19 protein-coding genes, 1 tRNA gene and 3 pseudogenes are annotated in these 24,287 nt (G+C 44.9%); 9 read left to right on the top strand and 14 right to left on the bottom strand.

The annotated features are described in order from the left end of the window. Positions 1–78 precede the first annotated feature (78 nt). From VIG27_RS05655 to xylB, 4 genes are all read right to left on the bottom strand, one after another. Entirely contained in the window at positions 79–1,557 is a 1,479-nt protein-coding gene (locus VIG27_RS05655; protein WP_394525907.1) for an L-fucose/L-arabinose isomerase family protein, read from the bottom strand. A gap of 74 nt (positions 1,558–1,631) precedes the next feature. Further along, positions 1,632–2,258 (bottom strand): DUF4867 family protein, encoded by a 627-nt coding sequence (locus VIG27_RS05650; protein WP_394525906.1) that lies wholly within the window; start codon positions 2,256–2,258, stop codon positions 1,632–1,634. Between the two features lie 19 nt (positions 2,259–2,277). Further along, entirely contained in the window at positions 2,278–2,931 is a 654-nt protein-coding gene (gene fsa / locus VIG27_RS05645) for a fructose-6-phosphate aldolase (protein WP_394525905.1), read from the bottom strand. 29 nt (positions 2,932–2,960) lie between these two features. Continuing rightward, a complete protein-coding gene (xylB, locus tag VIG27_RS05640) occupies positions 2,961–4,484 on the bottom strand; it encodes a xylulokinase (RefSeq protein WP_394525904.1) in 1,524 nt (507 codons plus the stop codon). Between the two features lie 210 nt (positions 4,485–4,694). Between xylB and VIG27_RS05635 the strand changes: the two genes are divergently transcribed. The 3 genes from VIG27_RS05635 (at position 4,695) to VIG27_RS05625 (ending at position 8,920) form a co-directional block, all read left to right on the top strand. Beyond that, entirely contained in the window at positions 4,695–6,065 is a 1,371-nt protein-coding gene (locus tag VIG27_RS05635) for a citrate transporter (RefSeq protein WP_394525903.1), read from the top strand. A gap of 26 nt (positions 6,066–6,091) precedes the next feature. Then, entirely contained in the window at positions 6,092–7,939 is a 1,848-nt protein-coding gene (gene asnB, locus VIG27_RS05630; RefSeq protein WP_394525902.1) for an asparagine synthase (glutamine-hydrolyzing), read from the top strand. A gap of 195 nt (positions 7,940–8,134) precedes the next feature. Further along, positions 8,135–8,920 carry a MerR family transcriptional regulator gene (locus tag VIG27_RS05625; protein WP_394525901.1) on the top strand — a complete coding sequence of 262 codons (786 nt, stop codon included), beginning with the start codon at positions 8,135–8,137 and terminating at the stop codon, positions 8,918–8,920. Positions 8,921–9,111: 191 nt separating this feature from the next. Here the strand turns inward: VIG27_RS05625 and VIG27_RS05620 are convergent, their stop codons facing one another. After that, positions 9,112–11,013 (bottom strand): APC family permease, encoded by a 1,902-nt coding sequence (locus tag VIG27_RS05620; protein WP_394525900.1) that lies wholly within the window; start codon positions 11,011–11,013, stop codon positions 9,112–9,114. 247 nt (positions 11,014–11,260) lie between these two features. Next, a complete protein-coding gene (locus tag VIG27_RS05615; protein WP_394525899.1) occupies positions 11,261–15,010 on the bottom strand; it encodes a phosphoribosylformylglycinamidine synthase in 3,750 nt (1,249 codons plus the stop codon). 252 nt (positions 15,011–15,262) lie between these two features. Here VIG27_RS05615 and VIG27_RS05610 point away from each other — a divergent pair, with 252 nt between their 5' ends. Further along, a complete protein-coding gene (locus VIG27_RS05610; RefSeq protein WP_394525898.1) occupies positions 15,263–15,580 on the top strand; it encodes a hypothetical protein in 318 nt (105 codons plus the stop codon). A gap of 3 nt (positions 15,581–15,583) precedes the next feature. On the opposite strand, the gene VIG27_RS05605 is transcribed toward VIG27_RS05610, so the two are convergent. Next, positions 15,584–16,195 (bottom strand): histidine phosphatase family protein, encoded by a 612-nt coding sequence (locus VIG27_RS05605; RefSeq protein ID WP_394525897.1) that lies wholly within the window; start codon positions 16,193–16,195, stop codon positions 15,584–15,586. Positions 16,196–16,213: 18 nt separating this feature from the next. Next, the gene (locus VIG27_RS05600; RefSeq protein WP_394525896.1) at positions 16,214–16,813 is read right to left on the bottom strand and encodes a sigma-70 domain-containing protein; all 600 of its coding nucleotides are present in this window, start codon (positions 16,811–16,813) and stop codon (positions 16,214–16,216) included. 140 nt (positions 16,814–16,953) lie between these two features. Here VIG27_RS05600 and VIG27_RS05595 point away from each other — a divergent pair, with 140 nt between their 5' ends. Then, complete coding sequence (locus tag VIG27_RS05595) at positions 16,954–17,829, top strand: LysR family transcriptional regulator (protein WP_394525895.1); 876 nt, start codon at positions 16,954–16,956, stop codon at positions 17,827–17,829. Positions 17,830–17,873: 44 nt separating this feature from the next. Here the strand turns inward: VIG27_RS05595 and VIG27_RS05590 are convergent, their stop codons facing one another. The 3 genes from VIG27_RS05590 to VIG27_RS05580 form a co-directional block, all read right to left on the bottom strand. Further along, positions 17,874–18,389, bottom strand: coding sequence for a GNAT family N-acetyltransferase (locus VIG27_RS05590; RefSeq protein ID WP_394525894.1), 516 nt, complete (start codon positions 18,387–18,389; stop codon positions 17,874–17,876). Positions 18,390–18,408: 19 nt separating this feature from the next. After that, complete coding sequence (locus VIG27_RS05585) at positions 18,409–20,772, bottom strand: ATP-dependent DNA helicase (RefSeq protein WP_394525893.1); 2,364 nt, start codon at positions 20,770–20,772, stop codon at positions 18,409–18,411. A 106-nt stretch (positions 20,773–20,878) separates the two neighbouring features. Next, positions 20,879–21,121, bottom strand: a complete 243-nt coding sequence (locus VIG27_RS05580) for an HPr family phosphocarrier protein (protein WP_394525892.1) — start codon at positions 21,119–21,121, stop codon at positions 20,879–20,881. A 373-nt stretch (positions 21,122–21,494) separates the two neighbouring features. On the opposite strand from VIG27_RS05580, the gene VIG27_RS05575 reads away from it, so the two are divergent. The 4 genes and pseudogenes from VIG27_RS05575 (at position 21,495) to VIG27_RS05560 (ending at position 22,854) form a co-directional block, all read left to right on the top strand. Further along, positions 21,495–21,565, top strand: a tRNA-Trp gene (locus VIG27_RS05575). Positions 21,566–21,775: 210 nt separating this feature from the next. Continuing rightward, on the top strand, positions 21,776–22,378 hold the full coding sequence (locus VIG27_RS05570; protein WP_394525891.1) for a DUF4397 domain-containing protein: 603 nt from the start codon (positions 21,776–21,778) through the stop codon (positions 22,376–22,378). 112 nt (positions 22,379–22,490) lie between these two features. After that, positions 22,491–22,754, top strand: a pseudogene (locus VIG27_RS05565) (small, acid-soluble spore protein, alpha/beta type); the annotation flags it as partial. Next, complete coding sequence (locus tag VIG27_RS05560) at positions 22,657–22,854, top strand: hypothetical protein (protein WP_394527640.1); 198 nt, start codon at positions 22,657–22,659, stop codon at positions 22,852–22,854. The pseudogene VIG27_RS05565 and the gene VIG27_RS05560, both read left to right, overlap by 98 nt. Before the next feature lie 151 nt (positions 22,855–23,005). Here the strand turns inward: VIG27_RS05560 and VIG27_RS05555 are convergent, their stop codons facing one another. The 3 genes and pseudogenes from VIG27_RS05555 to VIG27_RS05545 form a co-directional block, all read right to left on the bottom strand. Then, positions 23,006–23,311 carry a transposase gene (locus VIG27_RS05555; protein ID WP_394525890.1) on the bottom strand — a complete coding sequence of 102 codons (306 nt, stop codon included), beginning with the start codon at positions 23,309–23,311 and terminating at the stop codon, positions 23,006–23,008. 108 nt (positions 23,312–23,419) lie between these two features. Next, positions 23,420–23,560, bottom strand: a pseudogene (locus VIG27_RS05550) (IS1182 family transposase); the annotation flags it as partial. Between the two features lie 5 nt (positions 23,561–23,565). Beyond that, positions 23,566–24,234 (bottom strand): annotated as a pseudogene (locus VIG27_RS05545) (type IV secretory system conjugative DNA transfer family protein); the annotation flags it as partial. Between the last annotated feature and the right edge of the window lie 53 nt (positions 24,235–24,287).

Raw genomic sequence — 24,287 nt, 5'->3', positions numbered from 1 at the left:
TTTCAATCAAATGATATGCAATCCCTTATTTGAAATCTTTATTCAAAAACAATAAAATATATGCTAATGGGAGCAAACTTATGAAAATGGGTTTTCAGTCTTATACATCATTCTCTTCGGCTGATTAAACCCGATATCTTCCACGCCTAGGTATTTAAAAACTTCAAAGATGGCCTTCCCATGGTGGCCAAACGCTACGGCTCCGTGGTGCGGGAAATTCTTTTCAATCAGCACATGGCGGTAGAATCTTCCCATTTCCGGGATTGCAAAAATACCAATTCCTCCAAAGGAGCGGGTGGCTACGGGAAGCACCTCTCCCTGAGCAACGTAAGCGCGGAGCAGATTGTCTGCAGTGCTCTGCAAACGGAAGAAAGTAATATCTCCAGGTGCAATATCTCCTTCCAAAGTTCCCTGGGTAACCTCTTCGGGAAGGGTTCTTGCCATGATCATCTGATATTTCATGGAACAGGCAGAAAGCTTTCTGGAACAGGTATTTCCACAGTGGAATCCCATAAAGGTATCCTGATGGGTATAATTATAATTCCCCTTGATATCTTCTTCAAAGATATCATCCGGAACCGTATTGTTGATATCAAGAAGGGTTACAGCATCAAGACTTACACAGGTACCGATAAATTCGCTGAGTGCTCCATAGATATCCACTTCACAAGACACAGGAATACCCATACCAGTCAGTCGGCTATTCACATAACAGGGAACAAAACCAAACTGGGTCTGGAATGCAGGCCAGCACTTTCCGGCGATTGCCACATATTTCCGGTATCCTTTGTGGGCCTCCACCCAGTCCAGAAGAGTCAGCTCATACTGCGCCAGTTTTGGAAGGATTTCCGGTTTCTGGTTTCCTGCCCCCAATTCACGCTCCATATCCTTTACCACATCAGGGATTCTTGGATCGTCTGCATGTTTGTTAAATGCTTCAAATAAATCAAGTTCTGAGTTCTCTTCGATTTCCACTCCCAGATTATAAAGCTGCTTGATGGGCGCATTGCATGCCAAAAAGTTTAAGGGGCGGGGACCAAAGCTGATGATTTTAAGACTTGAAAGTCCTACTAAAGTTCTGGCGATCGGAAGGAATTCTTCGATCATATCTGCACATTCTTCTGCCGTTCCCACCGGATATTCCGGTATGTATGCTTTTATATTTCTCAGCTTTAAATTATAGCTGGCATTGAGCATTCCGCAGTAAGCATCTCCACGTCTCTGGACCAGATCCTTGCCGCTTTCTTCTGCCGCTGCAATAAACATCACTGGTCCGTCAAAATGCTTGGCTAAAAGAGTTTCTGATATCTCCGGGCCAAAGTTTCCAAGGTATACCACAAGGGCATTGCAGCCTGCATTTTTAACGTCTTCCAGCGCCTGGACCATATGAATTTCACTTTCTACGATACAAACCGGACATTCGTAAATATTTTCCGCATTGTATTTGGCTCCGTAAGCTTCTACCAAAGCCTTTCTTCTGTTTACGGATAAGGATTCCGGGAAACAATCCCTGCTGACCGCTACAATTCCTACTTTTAATTCTGGGATATTATACATATTATGACTCCTCCTGTTATAATACAGGCATTCCATCCTGGATCATGCCCGATACTGATAATTTTTTGAACGAATTATATAGAGAGATTTTCTCCTGTGATCCCTATATAAGCATCTTCTGAAAGTCCGCCTTCCTCATGACCGATCAGCCATTTGTTTTTTGCAAATAAGAGCCGGTCTTCTTTAGAACGCGTCTTACCAAGCGGTTCCAGGTCCGTATTGGTCCCTCTCGGAAGAACCACCACGCAGCGGAAACCGCCTTCCTCCACGTGGCATGGTGCATAATGCAGGGTGGTTGCATATACCTCAATCATGGTGCCTGCTGGAACAAGAAATGCCTCCATCAATCCGGAATCATAGGTGAATTCCGAAGTAATGTCCTGCTGCCTGCCGAGAATCAGGATGAGATCCGTTACCGCAATGTTGATTTCTGAATCCCGATGGTATTCCACGGCATTTAACTTTTTGTTATGTCCGTTGCAGTACCCTACCTGAATCGGCATCTGCCCATACAGCCTCTTTTCGATTTCCTTCGCAATGTCTAACCGCTCCAATTCCTTTACGGATGGAACATAGATCACATCATCAGGCAGCGGGGTACTGCCCATTTCCTTTAAAATCTCCCCTGTTTCATAACCTGCAACGACTTTTCCATACGTGCGAAACGCCTGGTCTGTCACCGGTTTGACTGCTAACCCCATAAACCTTACCTCTCCTTTTTTATTCTCCGAATACAGCCAGATAATCCTGTTTGAACTTTTCAATTCCCTGGTCTGTAAGAGGGTGCTTTGTCATCTGTTCCAATACTTTATAAGGAACAGTCGCAATATCAGCGCCAGCTTTTGCACAATCAATCACATGGATGGGATTTCTTACGCTGGCTGCAATGATCTCCGTCTCGATTCCATGAAGCTCAAAGATATCCATAATATCACTGATTAAATTGATTCCAGGCATGGAAATGTCGTCAAGACGGCCAAGGAACGGAGAAACGTAAGAAGCTCCTGCTCTTGCTGCAAGAAGGGCCTGGGCTGCGGAAAATACTAAAGTCACATTGGTCTTAATCCCTTCTGCATTCAGAACCTTTACTGCCTTTAAGCCTTCTATGGTCATTGGAATCTTTACCACCATGTTTGGGTGGATGGCTGCAATCTCCCGGCCTTCTGCTATCATTCCTTTCGCATCGGCGGTTGTCGCCTTCACCTCACCGCTGATGGGTCCGTCCACAATGGAAGCGATCTCTCCGATGACCTGAACAAAATCTCTGCCCTCTTTTGCAATCAGTGAGGGATTGGTAGTCACTCCGCAGATAATTCCCATTTCATCCGCCATTCTGATTTCTTCCACATTTGCCGTATCAATAAAAAAACGCATATCCTTTGCCTCCTGTTTATTTTATTCCATTATAAAGATGCCAGCTGCTTATAGCTGTCTTTTAGATCTTCATAAAGTTTTTTGTATATTGAGTGATACTTTTTATAAAGTTCTGCCTGTCCTCTGTCCGGTCCCGTGGATTTGTCTTTGGAGATCATTGCATCACAGGCCGCTTCCACGCTTTCATAGATTCCGCAGCCTACGCCGGCTAAAATCGCCACTCCAAGAGCAGGACCCTCCGTCTGCTCCACGGTCTTTACTTCGCAGTCATACATATCTGCAAGCATCTGCCGCCAGACGGGACTTTTTCCGCCGCCTCCGCAGGCCATCATCTCTCCTACTTCAATTCCCATCTCTCTTAAAATATCGTTGCAGTCACTGAGGGAAAAGGAAACCCCTTCCATGACCGCACGCAGCATATGGGCCTTTGTATGGATGGCGGACAATCCGAAGAAAACGCCCCGGCAATCCGGGTCCAGATGAGGGGTACGTTCTCCCATAAGATAGGGCAGATACAGCAGTTTATCGCTTCCAGCCTTCACCAGAGCCACATCCCGGTTGATCAGATCATATACATCAATGCCCTGCTTTTCAGCCTCTTCAATGTAATCCTGGCAGAAATTATCCTTAAACCATTTCAAAGACAGACCTGCTCCCTGGGTAACCCCCATCACATGCCATGCGCCCGGAACTGCACAGCAGCAGGTATGGACTCTTCCCCTGGGATCTATGGTGATCTGGCTGCTGTGGGCAAATACAACACCTGAGGTTCCTATGGTGGTGAAAGCGGTCCCATCCCGGACCACCCCGGTCCCAACTGCTGCCGCTGCATTGTCACCGGCTCCGCCTACTACCTTTGTCCCCGCAGAAAGTCCTGTCTGAGCCGCAATTTCAGGCAGAAGTGTACCAGTCACTTCACAGGATTCATATACGGTTCCAAGAAGGTCGGGATCAATATCCAGTTTATGCAGAACTTCTTCGGACCAGCACCTTTTTGCCACATCAAGCAGCTGCATTCCGCTGGCATCGGAAACCTCGGTCGCATATACTCCGGTCAGTATGTAACGGATATAATCCTTGGGCAGCAGAATGTGCCTGCAGCTTTTATAATGCTCCGGCTCATGTTTCCTCACCCACAAAATCTTAGCCGCAGTCCAGCCTGTGAGAGGAGGATTGGCTGTGATTTCAATCCACCTTTTTCTAGGCATGATCTTCTGCATATCTTCTACTTCCTCACCGGTTCTCTGATCACACCAAATGATGGACGGGCGTATTACTTCATTGTCCCCATCAAGCATGACAAGCCCGTGCATCTGGCCTGAGATCCCGATTCCTTTGATGTCTTCTTTTAAAACACCTGATTCCTTCACCACTTTAGAAAGAGTCTTAAGCACTGCCTCACGCCAGTCCTCAGGCCTTTGCTCCGCCCAGCCGTTTTGAGGCTGATAAAGTGGGTATTCCCATGATGCGGAAACAACCACTTTCCCCCCTTCCTCAAACAGAACCGTCTTGGTGGCCGATGTCCCTACATCGATCCCGATCAGATAATTCATCCTGATACCTCCTCATAAAGTCTCTTAACCTGATTATAATATACTTAAAGAAAAAAAGCGTGCTCTTATTTGTCCAAGTAATAGCACTTTCTTGCACTTTTTTATTTTCATAAGCAACAAACTCAAAAATTAATTCAATCCTTTAAAATATGTACCGACAAAAAATTCCGACATAGAATAGATTATATCACTTTTACAGGAGTGGGCTCTATGTTTGATCCTTATCTGGTGCTGACACCTATGCACTATCTCTATCTTATCGGCGTCATCGTTATTCTGTCAACAATGGTTTTAAGAAAGGATACTCTTCTGGTCTGCATCGGATTTCTTTTTCTTTTGGGGATTGCAGGTCTGGGAACTCTAACCGGAGGCATCATGACCGTATTTAACGCCATTTTATATGCTTCCAGGCAGTTTATGGAAATTATTGTGACCATTGCCTTAGTTATATCTCTGTCCAGATGTTTAAAGGATCTGGGAAGTGATTATCTCATGATGGCTCCTATGTCAAAGATTATGACATCTCCTTCCATTACCTGGTGGATACTGGGTGTAATCATGCTGGTATTCTCCCTCTTTCTCTGGCCCTCTCCCGCTGTCGCTTTAGTAGGTGCCATCATTTTTCCCTTTGCAGTAAAAGCCGGACTCGATCCTTTGCTTGCTGCTATGTCCATGAATCTATTCGGGCATGGAATCGCTCTCAGCTACGACTTTGTCATTCAGGGAGCACCTGCCATTTCCGCAGGAGCGGCCTCTATTGAGACCTCTGCGCTCTTAACGGAGGGCAGGCCGCTGTTTTTGGTAATGGGTATTGTTACGGTTTTCTCCGCATACTTCTTAAACAGAAAGGAAATCTCAGCCTGCTGTCCAAAACTCTATATTCAGGAACTTCCCGAACGGGAGCCAGTGGATATTGCGTCACTTTTTATGGCAATTGTGACTCCTCTCGTATTCCTTGCAGACATTGTACTCATGATTGCCTTAAATTTAAAAGGGACGGAGGCCACCAGCATTATATCGGGCACAGCCATTTTGCTGATGTGCATTGGAGCCATTCTGGGCTTTGGAATTCATTCTATGGAAAGAGTCACCTTTTATATCACGGAAGGATTTCTTTTTGCCATTCGCATTTTTGCTCCCGTCATTATCATCGGAGCATTTTTCTTTTTAGGAGGAGATGGAATATCTTCCATCATGGGGGATTCCTTTCAGAGAGGAATCATGAATGACTGGGCCATCTGGATGGCTCATAATACTCCTCTGAACAAATATATGGCAGCCGTTCTGCAAATGGCGGCAGGATGCCTGACGGGCCTGGACGGATCAGGCTTTTCCGGTCTTCCCGTTACCGGTTCCTTAGCCAATACCTTTGGTACTGCCGTAGGAGCTTCCGTTCCGGTTCTGGCTTCCCTCGGTCAGATCACCTCAATCTTTATCGGCGGAGGCACCCTGATCCCCTGGGGACTTGTGCCGGTTGCCGCCATCTGTAATGTAAATCCTCTGGAATTAGCCAGAAAAAATCTGATTCCCGTTATCATTGGTTTTCTGGCAACTTTTGTGGTTGCCTGTTTTCTTATATAAACGTCCAGCTCTGAGGAGGAATTGCTATGTGTGGAATTGCTGGTTTTTACAATGCAAACCGAGATTACCAAAAAGACAAAGCCCGTTATGAGAACATACTGGAAAAAATGTCAGCCGTTCAAAGACACCGGGGACCCGATGATTCGGGCATCTGGCTGTCAAAACACTGCGGCCTGTCCCATGCCCGCTTATCCATTATCGACTTGGCAAACGGCAGCCAGCCGATGAAAAAAACGATAGCAGGCAAAACCTTTGTCATTAGTTACAATGGAGAAATCTATAACACAGAAGAACTTCGGAGAGATCTGATTCAACAGGGGCACACCTTTTCCACCACCAGTGATACAGAAGTAATTCTGACCGGATATATGGAATACGGACCGGATTTTGTCAAACAGCTAAACGGCATCTTTGCATTTGCCATACAGGACCCTTACCGGGAGGGCTTATGCCTCTTTCGGGACCGTTCCGGCGTAAAGCCGCTTTTCTACACCATTCAAGAAGATGAGATCATCTTTGGGTCAGAGCTGAAAGCCGTTCTTGCTTATCCGGGAATCCGGCCGGTACTTGACCGGGACGGCTTAAATCAGGTATTCTCCATCGGTCCTGCCAGAACTTCCGGCTGCGGTGTGCTCAAAGGAATGAAGGAACTTCTTCCTGGCCATCTGCTTTTCTGCTCCAGAGACGGCTTCCGTCTGAAATGTTACTGGAAGCTTGAGAGTCATCCCCATGAAGACAGCTATGAGGAGACCATCGAAAAGACTTCTTTTCTGGTCCGGGACTCCATCAGACGGCAGATGGTTTCCGATGTCCCCATCTGTACATTTTTATCCGGTGGCCTGGATTCCAGTCTGGTCTCTGCTGTTTGTGCGAAGGAACTTAAAAAACAGGGAAAACGCCTTACTACATTTTCCTTTGACTTTGTAAACAATGACAAATATTTTAAAGCCAGCTCTTTCCAGCCATCCCAGGACCGGCCCTTTGTGGATCAAATGGTGAAATTTCTGGATTCAGAACATCATTACCTGGAATGTGACAACGTGACTCAGGCTGACCGGCTATATGATTCTGTCATTGCCCATGATCTTCCGGCCATGGGCGACATTGATTCTTCTCTGCTTCATTTCTGTTCTTTGGTAAAACCACATAACAAAGTGACGCTGACCGGAGAATGTGCAGACGAAATCTTTGGAGGTTATCCCTGGTTTCATAAGGAGGAATGTTTCAAAGCCCATACCTTCCCCTGGACCATGGATTTGACCCCCCGCAAAGCATTGTTAAAGGAGGACTTTATTGACCATTTACGTATGGACGAATATGTAAAGGAAACCTATGAAAAATCCATTGCGGAAACACCCACCCTGGCAGAAGACAGTCCCAATGAAGCAAGGAGAAGAGAAATCTCCTACTTAAATCTCCGCTGGTTTATGCAGACCTTATTAAACCGCATGGACCGTACCAGCATGTATTCCGGCCTGGAAGCCAGAGTTCCCTTTGCAGACCATCGGATCATCGAATACGTCTGGAACGTTCCATGGGATATGAATACCAGGGGCGGAGTCGTAAAAAATCTTCTCCGCCAATCTGGAAAAGGACTCCTTCCGGATGAGGTCCTGTTTCGGAGAAAATCGCCCTATCCCAAGACCTATGATACCAATTATGAAGCTCTGCTCATAAGCCGGGTCAGGGAAATGGCATCCGGTTTTGCCCCTGTTTTGCAGTTCCTTGACAGGAAAAAACTGGAAAAATTCTTAACAAGTCCTTCCGATTACGGAAAACCATGGTATGGCCAGCTGATGGCTGGTCCCCAGATGCTTGCCTATCTTCTGCAGATCAACCATTGGATGGAGGTTTACCGTATTTCAGTGGAGTAAAAAAAAAGGAAGTGCGAAGGCCCTCGGCAAAGGCCCCGCATTTCCTTTTTTCTTTCCTTTTCTTCCTGCAATTTACAATTTTCTGCAGGCATCGTCAGTATTTCGTAAACATAGAAAGAAAACCGTAAGACCGTAAATTCTCCTTTTATGGTAAACTATGTTTGGCAACATGAGACTGAAACTAAGGAGTTTTTTATGAAATATTACAGCATTGGCGAAGTTTCAGACCGTTTGGGTATAAGCCGTGATGCGCTTCGGTTTTATGAGAAAAAAGGAATCATTCAGCCAAAAAAAGAAAAAAACGGATACAGGACCTATACCTACGATGACCTCCATAAGCTATCCAGCATCATCTTTTACCGCCGGCTGAATTTCAGCCTGGATGACATTTATCAGATTCTTTATCGTAGTTCCCTTCCTTCCTACCGCACCATGATTCAGGAAAAAATTACGGAAGAAAAGCTGGAGGTTGAAAAACACCAGCAATCCCTGGTCCATCTGACCCATTTAAAACAGCTTTCTAAAAATGTAGAGCTGTGTTTGAACCGATATGAAATCCGGCCCCTGCGCCGACAATATAAAATACTTGACAGCAACTTTATCCATCAGAAAGGAATCTCTGATCTTTGTTACTTATATGAGGAATACCGCATGGAACATGACGGACCTTTAAAAACAAACCAATACTTCGTGCTGGCCGGACATACTGCTGCAGCCGTGAGGCTTTATGAAGAAATAGAGAAATTTCCCATTTTACAGCATACCAGCTGCGTTTATACCATTATCGCCTCAAATCAGCCTTTCGCAGACCCGCAGGCAATGACGCACGCAGCAAATTGGGCCATATCACAGGGATATGCCCTTTTGGGCACCGCTTACAGCGGACATCTGCCAGGCTACACCTTTCAACAATCTGAATCGGACCCGGTTTATTATATAGAACTGTTTTTGCCGATACAGACAGCCGGCAAATGCGATTGACCAGAGAACAAGATGCAAAAAGAGGTGCAATATGATGCTGGGAAATTATATTGAGATCATTTAGCCATGAGTATAGAAAAGCTTAAAAGGGTGCCGCAAAACGAAATTCACAAACAAGATGGAATATCTGGTCATAAAAACAAAACCGGAATCTTGTATGAATCATTGATTTTGCAACACCCCTTATTTTGTTATTTTGTCTTATTCCTGGCTTCATGTTCAGAAGCAGGACGGAAGGCAGAACTGTAAATATACGGGACAAGGACGGTCGACACATTTCTGTGTCTTCTCAGCTTCTGCATGATGAAATACGTGGTCTGGTTGTGTAAAATATTGGCAAACCAGCTTTCCTCCATAAAACGGGACATAACGACAGTGATCATATCTCCCGGCTTCAGGTTCTCTTCTTTTTTGGTGATGTATTCCTCCACCGGCTCAATTAACTCCCGGTAAGGAGACATGACAACCTCCAGAGGAACATCAATTCCGGTTTCCACCCAACGAGTCTGCAGCAGTTCACTTTGGCTTTCATCGGTGGATATATGAAGTGCAACCACATTGGAGGTGATTAAATTAGCATAATTCAGCGCTTTCAGCACCGAACGGTTGATTCCTCCCACCAATACGATACAGAGATTGGTGTCCTTGCTGACGCTCTTATGATAATGGGCCATAAAATCATTGACCTTTAACTGACGTCCCACAAACTGATAGTGTTTTTCGATCCGGTTCATGATGGAAACGATGATCGGGATGACAATTGCCAGCATCCAGGAGCCTTGATGGAATCTGGTCACAAACACGATGACCGTTCCTGTTCCGGTCATCAGCGCCCCCAGCCCATTGATCAGCATTTTATACCGGTAACCCTTCCCCTTTACCCGGATCCACCGGAGCACCATACCGGTCTGGGACAGCGTAAAGGATAAGAACACTCCGATGGCATAAAGCGGAATCAGATAATGGGTTTCCGCATTAAAAACGATGAGCAGCAAAGCCGCAAGGAAAAAAATGAACAAAATACCATTGGAAAAACTAAGCCTGGTGCCGCGGTGCATAAACTGGCGCGGTACATATCCGTCGTCTGCGAGGATGGCAAGCAGAGTCGGAAGGCCATTGTAGGCGGTATTGGCTGCCAGCAAGAGGATCAGAGAGGTCGCAAACTGGAGGATATAAAACATGATTCCAGGTCCGAATATGGCCGCTCCCAACTGTGAAATGACAGTTTTCCCTTCTAACGGTATGATGTGCAAAGATGTAACCAAGATTACAGATCCACCGAAAATCACAATGATGATCCCCACCAGAATGAAAAGCACGTTCTTCGCATTCCGCTGGGACGGTTCCCGAAAGCTTGGTACTGCATTGCTGACCACCTCCACACCGGTAAGTGCGGAACAGCCGGAAGAAAATGCCCGGAGCAGCAAAAACAGGGAGACCGTGCCGAATCCGCCCGACACAGGCTTTATGGATTCCGCATTATAAACTGGCGGAAGATTTCCTGTTAAAAGTTTGACAAAGCCAGTCACAATCAGTGCCAGCATAATAAGAATAAATGCGTAAGTCGGTATGCCAAAAAGTTTTGATGACTCTCTCATTCCTCTTAAATTCAAAAGAGTGATCATGCAGAGAAATAAAAGTGCGAACAGCAGACGATAGGGGCTGAAGCCGGGAAATGCGGATACAAGGGCCGCCGTTGCTGCCGATAAACTTACCGCTACCGTCATAATATATCCAATCATCAGTGCCGATGCGGCAACCAGCGATGCCGTCTTTCCAATGTTTTCGGCAGATACCACATAAGCGCCGCCTCCATTGGGATAGCAGGAAATGATCTGTGAGTAAGAAAATGCCAGTACCAGAAACAGTAAAATAATCGGGGAAGTAACAAATCCCAGATAATTGACTGCCGACAAGCCCAGAACGGGTACCAGTACCAAAAGCATCTCTTCAATGGCATAAGCCACAGAAGATACCGCATCGCTCGCCATAATCGGCACGCCCCAAAACGGTCCCAGCTTCTCTCCTTCCAAATCGTTGCTCTTTAGCGCATTGCCCAACAATATATGTTTTAGCTTTCTCTTTGAATACATAAATAAATCCCTCTCTGGTATGAATCCTGTTTAAATTTAGTATAGCCATTTTCCTTTGGATTAAATATCACCGATGAACCATAATAGGCTTTATTTTATTGATTGTCAAGTACCGGTTTTCAAACAATCCCACTGAAAAACACAAAAAAGCCAAAAATGTACTCACAACATAAAAGCAACGCTCTGCACGGAAAATCATGCAGGGCATTGCTTTTTATTATATCTGGATTTTATGATTATATTTAGATTATTTGAAATAGTTCACACCGGATTCAAAAATCTTCATATCCTGTTCTCCATAGATATTTATGGCAACGGCTTCTCCTCTTCGCTCCGAATGAGCCATCTTACCAAGGATACGGCCGTCAGGACTTGTGATGCCTTCAATTGCCATATAAGAGCCATTGGGATTCCAGAATTCGTCCATGGTGGGACAGCCCTTGTCATCCACATACTGGGTCGCTACCTGGCCGTTTTCAAATAGCTTGTCAATCCACTCTCCGGTGGCTACAAAACGGCCTTCTCCATGGGAAGCAGGATTGCAATACACACCGCCCAATTCTGCACCGGAAAGCCATGGGGATTTGTTGGTCACCACTTTTGTGTAGACCATCTTGGAAATGTGGCGTCCAATGGTATTCATCGTCAGAGTCGGAGAATCTTCCCTCTGCTCCACAATGGTTCCTTCCGGAACCAGCCCCAGCTTGATCATTGCCTGGAAACCATTGCAGATTCCCAACATCAGTCCGTCTCTTTCATTCAGAAGCCTGCGGATCTCTTCCTTGATGAAATCATTGCGGAACACCGCCGCAAAAAACTTGGCTGATCCATCGGGTTCATCACCTGCGGAAAACCCGCCGGGGAACATGACGATCTGGGCTTTTTCTATTTCCCTGCGGTAAAGCTCCACAGATTCCCTGATATCGTCTGCACTTAAATTCTTAAAAACCCTGGCTGTCACATTGGCACCCGCACGTTCAAAGGCTTTTGTGCTGTCATATTCGCAATTGGTTCCAGGAAAAACAGGAATAAATACATTGGGCTTTGCTACCTTGTTTTTGCATACATAAATCTCTTTTGTATCGTAAAGTGCTTCACGGACCGGTGTATTTTCTACGCCTGATTCTGTCGGGAAAACGTCATTTAAAGGTTCCATCCATGCTTTCAGTGCTTCTTCCACAGAAATGACCACATCCCCATAGACAAACGCTCCGTCATCCGTCACCTCTCCTAAAACCGTATGGGAAAAGCCAAGTTCTGAAACCTGTTTTTCCGGAACCTCACAGACAAGATTTCCCCAGCCGGCAGCAAAGAAATCTTCCGGTTTAACATGGGTTTCAATCTTTACTCCCATCTTGTTGCCAAAGGCCATTTTGCTGACTGCCTCACAGATTCCATGGCTCTCCACCGCATAAGCAGAAACCACACGTCCTGCACAGATATCTGCAAATACAGCTTCATATCCCTCCATGATCTGGCTGTATACAGGCAGATCATAGTCATCCTTTTCTATACGGAACAGAACGATCTTGTTTCCGGCTTTTTTAAATTCCGGTGTGATAATATGGTTCTGGCTTGCAATATCCACCGCAAAGGAAACAAGAGTGGGAGGTACATCAATATCCTGAAATGTGCCGGACATACTGTCCTTTCCTCCGATGGAAGGAAGGCCAAATCCCATCTGAGCGTGATACGCACCGAGAAGTGCCGCAAAAGGCTGGCCCCAGCGAGTTCCATCCTCCGTCATCCGTCGGAAATATTCCTGGAAGGTGAAACGAATCCTTCTGTAATCTCCGCCTGCTGCCGCAATCTTGGCAACCGATGACAGCACTGCATAAATGGCTCCATGGTAAGGACTCCAGCTAGACAGATACGGGTCGAATCCATAACTCATCATGGTAACGGTATCTGTAGTTCCCTCAAGCATGGGAAGCTTTGCGACCATAGACTGAGTTTCTGTCAGCTGGTACTTCCCCCCATAAGGCATGAACACACTGCCTGCACCGATGGAACCGTCAAACATTTCCACAAGCCCTTTCTGAGAGCACACATTCAGATCAGAAAGCACTTCTGACCACGCCTTTTTCACATCTGTAATCTCTTTTTTATCAAAGACATTTCCGGCTCTGTCAGGCACTTCTAAAATAACAGAAGCCTCCTGGTGGGCACCGTTGGTATCAAGAAATGCCCGGCTGATATCAACAATGGTCTTTCCTCTCCAGTTCATGACAAGACGTTTTTCTTCCGTCACCACAGCTACGATGACAGCCTCTAAATTCTCTTCTGCCGCAAAGGCAAGGAACTTGTCCCCGTCCTTTGGATCAATCACCACAGCCATACGCTCCTGGGATTCGGAAATGGCGATTTCTGTACCATCAAGGCCGGCATATTTTTTCGGGACCTTGTCTAAATCAATCTTTAAGCCGTCCGCCAGCTCACCGATTGCAACGGACACTCCGCCTGCACCAAAATCATTGCACTTTTTAATGAGCTTACTGACTTCTTCCCTCCTAAACAAGCGCTGGATCTTACGTTCGGTAGGCGCGTTTCCTTTCTGCACCTCCGCCCCGCAGGTCTCAATGGAGGCTTCCGTATGGACCTTGGAGGAACCCGTTGCCCCTCCGCATCCATCACGGCCCGTACGGCCTCCGAGAAGGATGATGATATCTCCAGGATCAGAAGTCTCCCGGATGACATTTTCTCTTTTGGCCGCTCCCATGACCGCTCCGATTTCCATTCTTTTTGCCACGTAATCCGGGTGATAGATCTCTTTCACATATCCTGTTGCAAGGCCGATCTGGTTCCCGTAAGAGCTGTATCCCTTTGCCGCACCGGTCACAATCTTTCTCTGCGGAAGTTTTCCCTTTAAGGTCTCGCTTAACGGTCTTGTGGGATCTGCAGCTCCAGTCACACGCATGGCCTGATAGACATAGGTGCGCCCGGAAAGAGGATCACGAATGGCCCCGCCGAGACAGGTAGCCGCTCCTCCGAAAGGCTCGATCTCCGTGGGATGGTTGTGGGTCTCGTTCTTAAAGTTGACCAGCCATTCCTCTTCTTTGCCATCATTTAAAACAGGAACCACGATGCTGCAGGCATTGATTTCCTCCGATACCTCCAGATCCTCCAGCTTTCCTTCCATACGCAGTTTTTTCATGGCCATAAGCGCTAAGTCCATCAGACAGACGTATTTTCCACTCTTTCCCTTTAAGACCTCTTCCCGGTCTGCAAGGTACTGGTGATAGGTCTCCTCTATGGGCTTCCGGTAGTCTCCGTCGGTAAACGTCACATCCTTTAACTCCGTCTGGAAGGTGGTGTGGCGGCAGTGATCGGACCAGTAAGTATCAAGCACCCGAAGCTCTGTCATGGTCGGGTCTCTGTGTTCTTCCTCTTTATAATATTTCTGGATATGAAGAAAGTCCTGAAACGTCATGGCTAAATTCAAAGAATCATATAGATTTTTTAATTCCGCCTCATTAAAATCCTTAAATCCGTCAAAAACGTTCACATCGTCAGGCGTTTCAAATACCGTAACAAGTGTCTCCGGCTTTGTCTCATCCGCTTCTCTGGAATCCACCGGATTGATGCAGAACGTTTTAATGTCTGAAATCTGGCTTTCCGTAAATGCACCTGTAATCACATAAGTCACAGCGGACTTAATCACAGGCTCTTCGTCTTCCTTTAACAGCTTGATGCACTGTTCCGCGGAATCAGCCCTCTGGTCAAACTGTCCCGGCAGATATTCCACGGAAAATACCACATCTTCTTTATCCACCGGAAAGATTTCCAAAAAGTACTCATCCACCGGAGGCTCGGAAAAAATGGTTGTAAGAGCCAAACCAAAGATTTCATCAGATAAATTTTCCATATCATAACGGATCAGCACCCGCACATTTTCTACGTTTGAGATCCCCAGATAGCTTTTGATCTCCTCTTTTAATTCTATGGCTTTCACGGCATAAGCTGGTTTCTTCTCCACGTACACTCTTCTTACACTCATAATTTCCTCCTTGTAAAGAATCCATATGGTAATCTGTATTACCATCATACCATAAGATATATCAATTAGTGAAATTAATATATCTTATGGTATTAATCAGTATAATTAATATAAAACTTTTCTATTATAAGGCAGCTTTATTTGTTCGGCTCAATTCGACATTATTCGATATTTTTTTCATAAAACACTTGAAAGTTTAAAAGTTTTACAATATAGTAGTAAAGGATTTTTTTACAAAGGAGCGCAATTAATATGGATCTTGAGCAACAATTAAAAGACTTATCCCAGAAATATTCATTTGAAAACACCCACTTCAAAACAGATGAACAAATCCCGAACTTAGAGGTATGCCTGCAGCTGCAGGAGAAACACATTGATACGTTTATTGAGAAAGCCGGACAGCTTAATTCCATTGTGGAATCCTGTGCCAACATGATCAGTATCTTCGATACTTCGGTTTCCAGGGAACTTCTGATGCAGACCACGCTTCGATGCGGAGATAAAAACAAGCTGTATATCCGCACGACTCCATCCATGTTAAAGCTTCTGGTAGAAACGCTGTTTGATTAAAAATCACCCCTTTAAATGGGTACTGTCATTCCGGTCAAGAAGCACAAAATCCTCTGTCAGCGGATCATATTCTATCGAGGTAATGCTGGCATTCCCTACAATCACATGGTCCTCCTGGGGTGCCTTGCGCATCATATAGGAAAATAAATGGGCCAGTGTGGCTCCATGGGAGACAATGGCTGTATCCTCCCGCCCATTTGTGATTTTCAGTATCTGGTCCCATGCCTGCACGCAGCGGTTCATGATGGTTTCATACCGTTCCCCGCCGGGAGGTGCCGCTTCTGCCGGATTGATGGACCAGCATTCATATTCCTTTTTATAAGCTTTCTGGATCTCCTCCCATGTCAGCCCTTCCCATTTGCCAAATTCCACTTCCATCAGCTGTTCCATGGCGCAGACCTCTACCTGCTGTCTTTTCCCGATCTTTTCTGCCGTTTCCCTTGCCCTGGCCAGGGTACTGGAAAATATTCTGGCAACCGGACGGGTATCCATGGCTTCTGCTAACTGTTCTGCCTGTCTTATCCCCGTCTCATTTAACGGTATGTCATGACTTCCCTGAATCTTACCCGCTATGTTCCAATCCGTCTGTCCATGACGTATGAGATATATCTTCATCTTATCACTCCAAATTTCTTATCCTTCGTAATCCGGTTCTTCCTCTGTGATCAGCCCGATTCCTTCTACATCAGCAAGTGCTTCCAGATCCATATTTTCCGCATTCAGACTCACCGCGTCCATTGCCATTTTCATGATTCCCCGTATTTCACCCACGGTCATTTTCATTTTATGAGCCAGTTCCTCCACGGTGGCTTCCCGCCCCAGTTCCTCGGCCATTCCCTGTGAAATCTGCTGGAGCACATTCACTCTTGCAGCCAGCTCTTCTCCGGTCTGCTCCACAGATGCTTCTTCTTCCACCGCTGCAAGAAGAGCCTCCTTCATCCGGTCACCTGAATAACGGTCAAATTCCGCTTTATCCTCCCCGCCGTTATACTGGTCCACCGCCATGATCAAAGCCATATTGGCTTCCTGCACCAGATCCGTAAGAAAGACGCCCCTTCCTTCAAATTCCTTTGCAACGGAAAGTGCGGTCTTCAGATTGCCTTCAACAAGACGTTTTTTTGCTTCCTCCCGGCCTTCTTTTACCGCCTTTAAAAGCTGTACCGTTTCTTCTTCCGTACAGGGAACGATATCTCCCATTTCTTCTAAATACATCTGATAAAAATCATCATGCATATGCTTTCTCTCTCCTTTTTTATTCTATCCGTGATACCCGCGCCCGTAACTATACCGCACCTCAGGAAATTTGTCAAATTCCTTTACAAACCAATCAAATACGTGATAGAATGTCCTTATATTTATAAGGAGGACTAATAATGGATATCAATTTTGAATTGTATAAAGTCTTTTACCACGTAGCGGCTACTTTAAGCTTCTCAGAAGCCTCCAAGCAGCTTTTTATTTCCCAGTCTGCAGTCAGCCAGTCCATCAAGGTTCTGGAAAAAAAGCTGAATCAGACTCTGTTTATCCGAAGCACAAAAAAAGTCCAACTTACCCCGGAGGGCGAGATTCTTTTAAAACACATTGAACCGGCCATCAACTTAATCCAAAAGGGCGAAAACCAGCTTTTAGAAGCCAATACCTTAAATGGCGGCCAGCTTCGCATCGGTGCCAGCGACACCATCTGCCGTTACTATCTGGTTCCCTATTTAAATAAGTTCCACAAGGAATTTCCGAACGTTCATATTAAAGTCACCAACCAGACCTCCATTGAATGTGCCCACTTACTGGAAAACGGTCAGGTGGACTTTATCATCACCAATTACCCCAACTCCGGTCTTTCCAGCTCGCAGAATGTGCGGGTCATCAACGAATTCGCCGATGTTTTTGTTGCCAACGAAGAATATTTCCCGTTAAAGGGGGAGACCGTAAGCCTTCAAAAGCTTCAGACCTATCCCATTCTGATGCTGGACCGGAAAAGCACTACCAGCGAGTTCCTGCATCATATGTTCCAGAAGGAGCAGCTGGATCTGGTTCCTGAAATCGAATTGAGCAGCAACGATCTTTTGATCGACTTAGCCCGCATCGGATTAGGCATTGCCTTCGTCCCGGATTTCTGTATTCCGGAAAATGACAAAGATTTATTCCAGGTGAAGCTGACGGAAACCCTTCCTACCCGCCAGATGATCGTGGCCTATAACGAAAGTATTCCCGTTTCCCAGGCCACGAGACAATTTATGGACATGCTTTAAAAAATCTCATGAGGGAGAGGCTGCAAAATAAGCAGTACTCCCTTTCAATCTGTGACGGTGTACGCCATAACCGAATAAGACCATACCTCATTCTCGAACGAAAAATCATCGTCTCCTCTTTTTTCATTCACAAAGCCTGCCTTCTCATAGCATCGTATGGCCCCTTTATTTGAATCAAACACATTCAACGTAATCCGCTTCATTCCAAGGATCTCCACACCATAACGGATTGCCATGGTCACCATCTCATGCCCCAGCCCTTTTCCCCTCTGCTCCGGATCTATTACAATAAATCCAAGGTGGACACTTTCTGCTTCATAATCCACCCGTGACATCTGAAAACTTCCCACAGGAACTCCCGAGTCATTCAGCGCAGTAAACCCCCAGGAATATTGATTGTCCTCAAATTTCTCATAATATCCGTTCATCTGCTCTTCAGTCAGCGGAAAGGAAAAGCTGTCTCTGCACCACATGCGCATCATGCGTTCATTGGTCAGCCAACGTATCACGAATTTCCCATCTCCCTTTTTACAGGGCCTTATCCTCAATGTTTCTTTCATCTTCCTGTTCTCCTTCCTATTATCTCCCGGACCAGAAGTTTTTCAACACTTCTCCCACACGGTTTAACCGCACTTCATAATACCCGTCCCACTCTCTGGGAAACAAAGCCTGATATTCCGGCTTTAAAAACCGTTCGTCAAGAAGGGCGATGACGCCTTCATCCTGAACCGTCCGTATGACTCTTCCTGCCGCCTGCATGACCTTATTCATGCCTGGATACTGATAGGCATAATCAAACCCTTTCTGTTCCTTCTCATCAAAATAATCTTTTAAAATATCCTGTTCCGTACAAACCATGGGAAGCCCTGTGCCGACAATGACCGCTCCGATGAGCCGCTCTGCCTTTAAATCAATCCCTTCCGAAAATACACCCCCCATAACACAGAGAGCCACAAACGAATCCTCCCGCTCCCCGGAAAACTCCTGGAGAAACTGCTCTCTCTCCTCTTCGTTCATGTGGGAGACCTGGGACCGGTAAGCAAACTCCCCATTCTGCCCCATTGACTGGGCCAGCAAGGCTTCTACTTCCCTTAAATATTGGTAAGACGGCAGAAATACCATATAGTTCCCCTTACGTGCCGAAACGATGGCCCGCAAATAATCCACCACCTTCTGATACTCCCTCCGGTTTCTTCTGGTGTAGCGGCTGCTTACATCCCCAGCTACCATAAGCAGCCTTTTTCCCTGGTCAAACGGAGACTGGGCATAAACTGCATATTCCTCCGGGTCACCGCTCAGCAATTCTTTATAATAGGAAACCGGAAGAAGGGTGGCTGAAAAGAACACCGTACTGTTTCCCTTATTCAGACACTCCTTTAAATTGCTGGACGGATTGACACAGAACAGTCGCAGCATAAAACGCCCGTCATGGCAAAGCTCCGTATAGATCCGGTAGTTTTCATCCAAACGTTCATAGATATTAAGGAAATCACGGAGACGGAAATAGAAATCCAGAACCAGATCCCGGTCCCCGAATTCCTGATGCGCCTCCATAAACGGTTCCATCTCTCCAAATAAAGACATGATGTTATTCACAAAGAAACGGATATCTTCCAGTATCCGGAAGCTTTCGCATTCCCGTTTCATTTCCAGAAGTTCTTTGTTGCACCGGTCAAGCAGTCTGGCTATTTTATGGTCCATGGGCTTGATAATCTTTTTAATAAGAAGAAAGTCCTCTTTATAGACGGCTGCACTGTACATTTCCCTTGCCCTTGGCACCAGATTGTGGGCCTCATCTACAAGAAATAGATACTCCCCGCTGACCCCTTCGGAAAAATACCGTTTCAGCCGGATATTGGGATCGAACACGTAGTTATAATCACAGATGATGGAGTCCACCCAGTTGCTGATATCCAGGCAGAACTCAAAGGGGCACACGTGATACTTTTTGGCATATTGAAGCACCACTTCCCGATTGATGCCGGTTTCCTGATGAATGATGTCATAAACCGCCTCCCCCACCCGGTCAAAATGTCCTTTTGCATAGGGACAGGCATCGGGATTGCACTCCGGGGTATCCAAAAAGCAAAGCTTTTCCTTGGCAGTAATAGTCACCGTATTTAAATAAAGTCCCTGACCTCTCAGGATCGAAAAAGATTCTTCGGCAACACTTCTTGTAATGGTCTTTGCCGTTAAATAAAACAGCTTATCCCCCAGCCCTTCCCCCATAGCTCTTACCGCCGGATAAATGGTGGAAAGGGTTTTTCCGACACCGGTGGGTGCCTGGATATACAAATTTCTTTTTCTTGAAATACTGCGGTATACTGCTGCTACCAGTTCCTTCTGACCGGACCGGTAGGGATAGGGAAATGGAAGCTCCCGTATGGATTCGTCTCTCCTTACTCCATGAATGTATAAATACCTGGCCCATTTCATATATTCATGGATCAGCCCCTGAAACCATTCCTCTAGTTCCTCAAAGGTTTTTTCCACCTGAAAGCGGCGGATCTCCTCGGTTTCCAAGTTGCAGTACGTCATCTGCATGACAGCCCCGGAAAGCTTATGGTCAAAGCAGTAAAAATACCCGTAACACATTGCCTGGGCCAGATGAACGGGAATTGGTTCCTCCAGATACGATAAATCCATATACATTCCCTTGATCTCATCAATGGTAACGCCTTCCGGATGGTCGATGATTCCATCCGCCCTTCCTTCTACCAGAATCTGAAACTGATCTTCTGACACCCTATGTTTTAAAGACACCTCCGGGCGGTAATCGGGCCCCATTCGGCGCTGAATCTTCCTGTGTATCCTGCTGCCCTCCTGCATGGCTGTCTTTTCTGCTGCGGAGGTTCTCCGGTTGTCGATATCGCCGGTACGCAGTACAAACTCAACCAGATTTCTCACTGATATTTTTATGATTTTCTTTTCTGAGTCTCCCATTCCGGCTTTTCCTCCTTCTGCCTCCCTTTTTTCTGACAATTTTCAAACTAAAAAAGGAAACTGTACGCCATATGGCTTACAATTCCCTCTCTTTCGTTACGCTTATTTACGCTGCGGAAGTGTTCTCCGGGGCTTTCTTTTGAAGAAATGCTTCAAAATCCGCATCTTCCCCATGAAGCTCCACAGTCAATACCTTTGTTAAATCCAGACTTAAAACTCCTAATATAGACTTTGCGTCAATGGTTACTCTATTGTAATATACGTCTATGTCGAATTCACATTTTCCGGCAGCAGCAACAAACTCTTTTGCCTCAGCAACAGTGGGCAGCATGATCTTAAACTGTTTCATAATTAAAACTCCTTTATTATAAACAAATAGTCATCAAATACTTATATCATGATTGACACGATTTGTCAAATTATGCGGACCCTCCGGGAATATTTTCTTTTTTTGTGCCTATCATGCATTTTAAAATCCACTGTTTTGGAATATTTATCCATTATTTTGCTGAGATTTATTTTCATTGGGGAATTATTGTCAATGATACTTTTTATCAGGTCCGATGCAATTATTTCATCTTGTTTTTTCATAATTTTACCACAATCAGACACGCTTTAACAGTAGAATCTATTTTTTATTTTTTTCAAAAAATGGTTGCAATTTAAAAACTTCTATGCTATACTTTCTAGGTGCTCGCGTAAGGGTACATAAATACTACCATAGGGGAATAGTTCAATGGTAGAGCAACGGTCTCCAAAACCGTAAATGGGGGTTCGAGCCCCTCTTCCCCTGTTTTCATTATCTCAAATTCTTGTAAAATCAAGGTTTTGGGATTTTTTGTTTTTCAGGCTCTTTCTCCCTCATTGAGGGGGAATACTTCGTTTTAATGGCAACAATGCCAATCCGATTTCATAGTATATATCAAAAGTCTTAAGGTTAAAAACGATGTATATGTATACCCATCAAGGCAACTCTTACTTTTCCATGCAGCAGACATATCAGATGTCTTTCATACGAATTCTTCACGCTTCTCCTGATGCTCCCGCGGTGGACATTTATGCAAATAACAATCTCATTGCAGAAGGACTTTCCTATAAACAAATGACCAATTACCTTCCACTCGTACCTGGGAATTATCAGATACAGGTGTTTCCGGAAGGAAATCAGATGAACGCTGTCATAGATACAAATATAACCATTCCTCCGGACAGCGCATTTACGGTAGCAGCTGCAGGCGAATTAGCAAATATAAGTTTAATGCCTATTCCTGAAATATTTACACCTAATATGCCAATGGGAATGGGAAATTATTCCTATGTACGGTTTGTACATTTGTCCCCAAACGCTCCTTCCGTAGACATCACACTTCCAGACGGAACCGTACTCTTTGAAGATGTTTCCTATACACAATTTACTGACTACATTGGCGTCACTCCGGGAACCTATACCCTTCAAGTCAGACCGGCGGGAAGCAATCAGGTTGTATTGACCATACCAGACCTGTATCTGATGCCCGGCGCAATTTATAGTGTCTTTGCGGTTGGCCTTGTTGGAGAAACGCCGCCATTAGAAGCGATTGTTGCTGTAGATGGGGAGTATCAATAATGAAACATTGAAAAGAAAATATTTATTATCTCTGTTTTGAATATTATTTAGAAAAAATAAAATAATATATAATATCCTATAAAATGGACTGAAGTGTTAGGAAGCTGAGGCAGCTCTCAATCAATTAAAGTCTGAAATTGCCAATGAAACTGGAATCCCTGTAAAGAATAACGATTACAGAGGAATGACTTTGAACCAATACGGTTATATGGTTAATAAAATGATTAAAGAGCAGAAAAAACAGACGATAGCAAACATAAGGTTAAAAGAGGATTTCGATGGAAAAATTTACAAGTGGTGCGGAATTACCGGTAGGCTTTGGTCTGGCATTGGAACAATATCATGCATTGGACTATTTTTTCTCCTTACCAACTGAAACCAAACAGCAGATCATTAACCATGTCCATACCATAAAGTCAAAAAATGAGATGCTGGAATACGTGGAATCAACGATAGCCACAAACAGAAAAGATTAAGGGGCTGTAAAATAAGTCCTTAAAGAATCGCCAGTTCCGGCAAATGCCGGTTCTGGTGATTTTTCGTTTTTTTATCTACTTTTTATGATAATGATTGATTTTTTCAAAAAAAGCGTACGCTTAATAAAGCTATGAATATAGTTCTTGGATTTTAAGCAGGCGACTTGTTTCTCTGCTTTTTATTATGATATTTATAAAGATTAAACCCACAAGAAATCAGTGTGAGTTCAAGAATTACGTTTTTCTCACCTCTTCGAAATAATCTTTTGTAGGATTTATCCCATTTTAAAATTCCAAATGCCCCTTCTGCCTGAATACTACGATTCATCTGAATGGTTCTGTTTTTGCTTGCCTTAGGACAACAATCGTTTTTTAATTGGCAGCCTTCACACGATTCGCATTCATAGAGTTCTTCGGTTCTTCCATATTTGTTTTTATAGAAAGCATCATACTCCACCTCTATCACCTGTTCCGATTTGCGTGAGGTTTTTGTGAGATAGTGGAGTGATCGGGGACCCGTTCATCCAAATCTAATCCGAAATCCAATCAATAAGTATTTCACTTAGATAACTGGATCAATACTAGGACGTCCGTTATTATGGCAGTAAAACTCTTTTGTTTCCTCATAGATAAATGAGAAAACGACCAATTGCTCTAACTTTCGCAGGAAATGATTCTCCGGCACAAGATCTTCTATCGTAAGCATGTGAAATTTCCCGGCATGGTGGTAAGTTCGTCCATTGTCATAAGCTTTTTGCCAAGCCGCTGCATATTCTGTCCATAGCTTTCCGACTGGCTCCGTGTTCGGCTTTCCGTCTGCATGGAAATGGTTTCTTTCCCCAAAACCTCCGAAAGCTCCTTGATGGTACTATGTTCCCTTCCACCAAGAAAAATCACGCGGTCTAATTTCATTTCATCGTAGCTTGCTCTCGAAGCTCCCCAATGTCAAAAGGGGCCAAACGTGCGCCACAGCTAATCAAAATGGATTTTGTGGTCTTGCCGCTTGCTAATTTGAACTTTTATACTGCCTTACGGCGAAGTGGTGGGGGGTCCGTTTTTCCAAGCCCATAAACATATAGTCCACGGCATTTTTGAAATTTTCATCATCTACCTTTGTTTCCATGCTGTTAATCATATCCACAAGGGTATTGATATTGCGTTCTTCCTCCGGCCCCTCAAATACGATATAGCCAATTAAAGCACAGTACAAAAGGGTTCTGATTTTGTCCAGAACGGGTCGCCCTCCTTGCCGTCCCCCTTTGTGTTTTCGATTAAAGCGTTGACGAACTTTAAAATATCGCTTTCCGTCTTGATGTAGGAAAGTGGGTTATATTGCATGGATTTTGAAAAATCCACACTATTGAACACCTTTATTTTATACCCCTGTGCCTGTGAGTATCACATTGTTGCTGAATTTGGGGTCGATAAAGGGC

It is taken from the genome of Lacrimispora sinapis (assembly GCF_043633585.1).
Classification (GTDB): domain Bacteria; phylum Bacillota; class Clostridia; order Lachnospirales; family Lachnospiraceae; genus Lacrimispora; species Lacrimispora sinapis.
The sequence above is the reverse complement of the archived record's forward strand: the minus strand, read 5'-3'. Positions and strand labels throughout refer to the sequence as shown.

Excerpts from the sequence above, each read along its gene's own strand:
- xylB (WP_394525904.1), bottom strand. The coding sequence starts at position 4,484 with ATGAATTATCTGATCGGGATCGATGTAGGGACATCGGCCACCAAGACG.
- VIG27_RS05590 (WP_394525894.1), bottom strand. The coding sequence starts at position 18,389 with ATGAAAGAAACATTGAGGATAAGGCCCTGTAAAAAGGGAGATGGGAAA.
- VIG27_RS05625 (WP_394525901.1), top strand. The coding sequence starts at position 8,135 with ATGAAATATTACAGCATTGGCGAAGTTTCAGACCGTTTGGGTATAAGC.
- VIG27_RS05615 (WP_394525899.1), bottom strand. The coding sequence starts at position 15,010 with ATGAGTGTAAGAAGAGTGTACGTGGAGAAGAAACCAGCTTATGCCGTG.
- fsa (WP_394525905.1), bottom strand. The coding sequence starts at position 2,931 with ATGCGTTTTTTTATTGATACGGCAAATGTGGAAGAAATCAGAATGGCG.
- VIG27_RS05580 (WP_394525892.1), bottom strand. The coding sequence starts at position 21,121 with ATGAAACAGTTTAAGATCATGCTGCCCACTGTTGCTGAGGCAAAAGAG.
- VIG27_RS05570 (WP_394525891.1), top strand. The coding sequence starts at position 21,776 with ATGTCTTTCATACGAATTCTTCACGCTTCTCCTGATGCTCCCGCGGTG.
- VIG27_RS05560 (WP_394527640.1), top strand. The coding sequence starts at position 22,657 with ATGGAAAAATTTACAAGTGGTGCGGAATTACCGGTAGGCTTTGGTCTG.
- VIG27_RS05595 (WP_394525895.1), top strand. The coding sequence starts at position 16,954 with ATGGATATCAATTTTGAATTGTATAAAGTCTTTTACCACGTAGCGGCT.
- VIG27_RS05610 (WP_394525898.1), top strand. The coding sequence starts at position 15,263 with ATGGATCTTGAGCAACAATTAAAAGACTTATCCCAGAAATATTCATTT.
- asnB (WP_394525902.1), top strand. The coding sequence starts at position 6,092 with ATGTGTGGAATTGCTGGTTTTTACAATGCAAACCGAGATTACCAAAAA.
- VIG27_RS05585 (WP_394525893.1), bottom strand. The coding sequence starts at position 20,772 with ATGGGAGACTCAGAAAAGAAAATCATAAAAATATCAGTGAGAAATCTG.
- VIG27_RS05620 (WP_394525900.1), bottom strand. The coding sequence starts at position 11,013 with ATGTATTCAAAGAGAAAGCTAAAACATATATTGTTGGGCAATGCGCTA.
- VIG27_RS05655 (WP_394525907.1), bottom strand. The coding sequence starts at position 1,557 with ATGTATAATATCCCAGAATTAAAAGTAGGAATTGTAGCGGTCAGCAGG.
- VIG27_RS05635 (WP_394525903.1), top strand. The coding sequence starts at position 4,695 with ATGTTTGATCCTTATCTGGTGCTGACACCTATGCACTATCTCTATCTT.
- VIG27_RS05605 (WP_394525897.1), bottom strand. The coding sequence starts at position 16,195 with ATGAAGATATATCTCATACGTCATGGACAGACGGATTGGAACATAGCG.
- VIG27_RS05650 (WP_394525906.1), bottom strand. The coding sequence starts at position 2,258 with ATGGGGTTAGCAGTCAAACCGGTGACAGACCAGGCGTTTCGCACGTAT.
- VIG27_RS05600 (WP_394525896.1), bottom strand. The coding sequence starts at position 16,813 with ATGCATGATGATTTTTATCAGATGTATTTAGAAGAAATGGGAGATATC.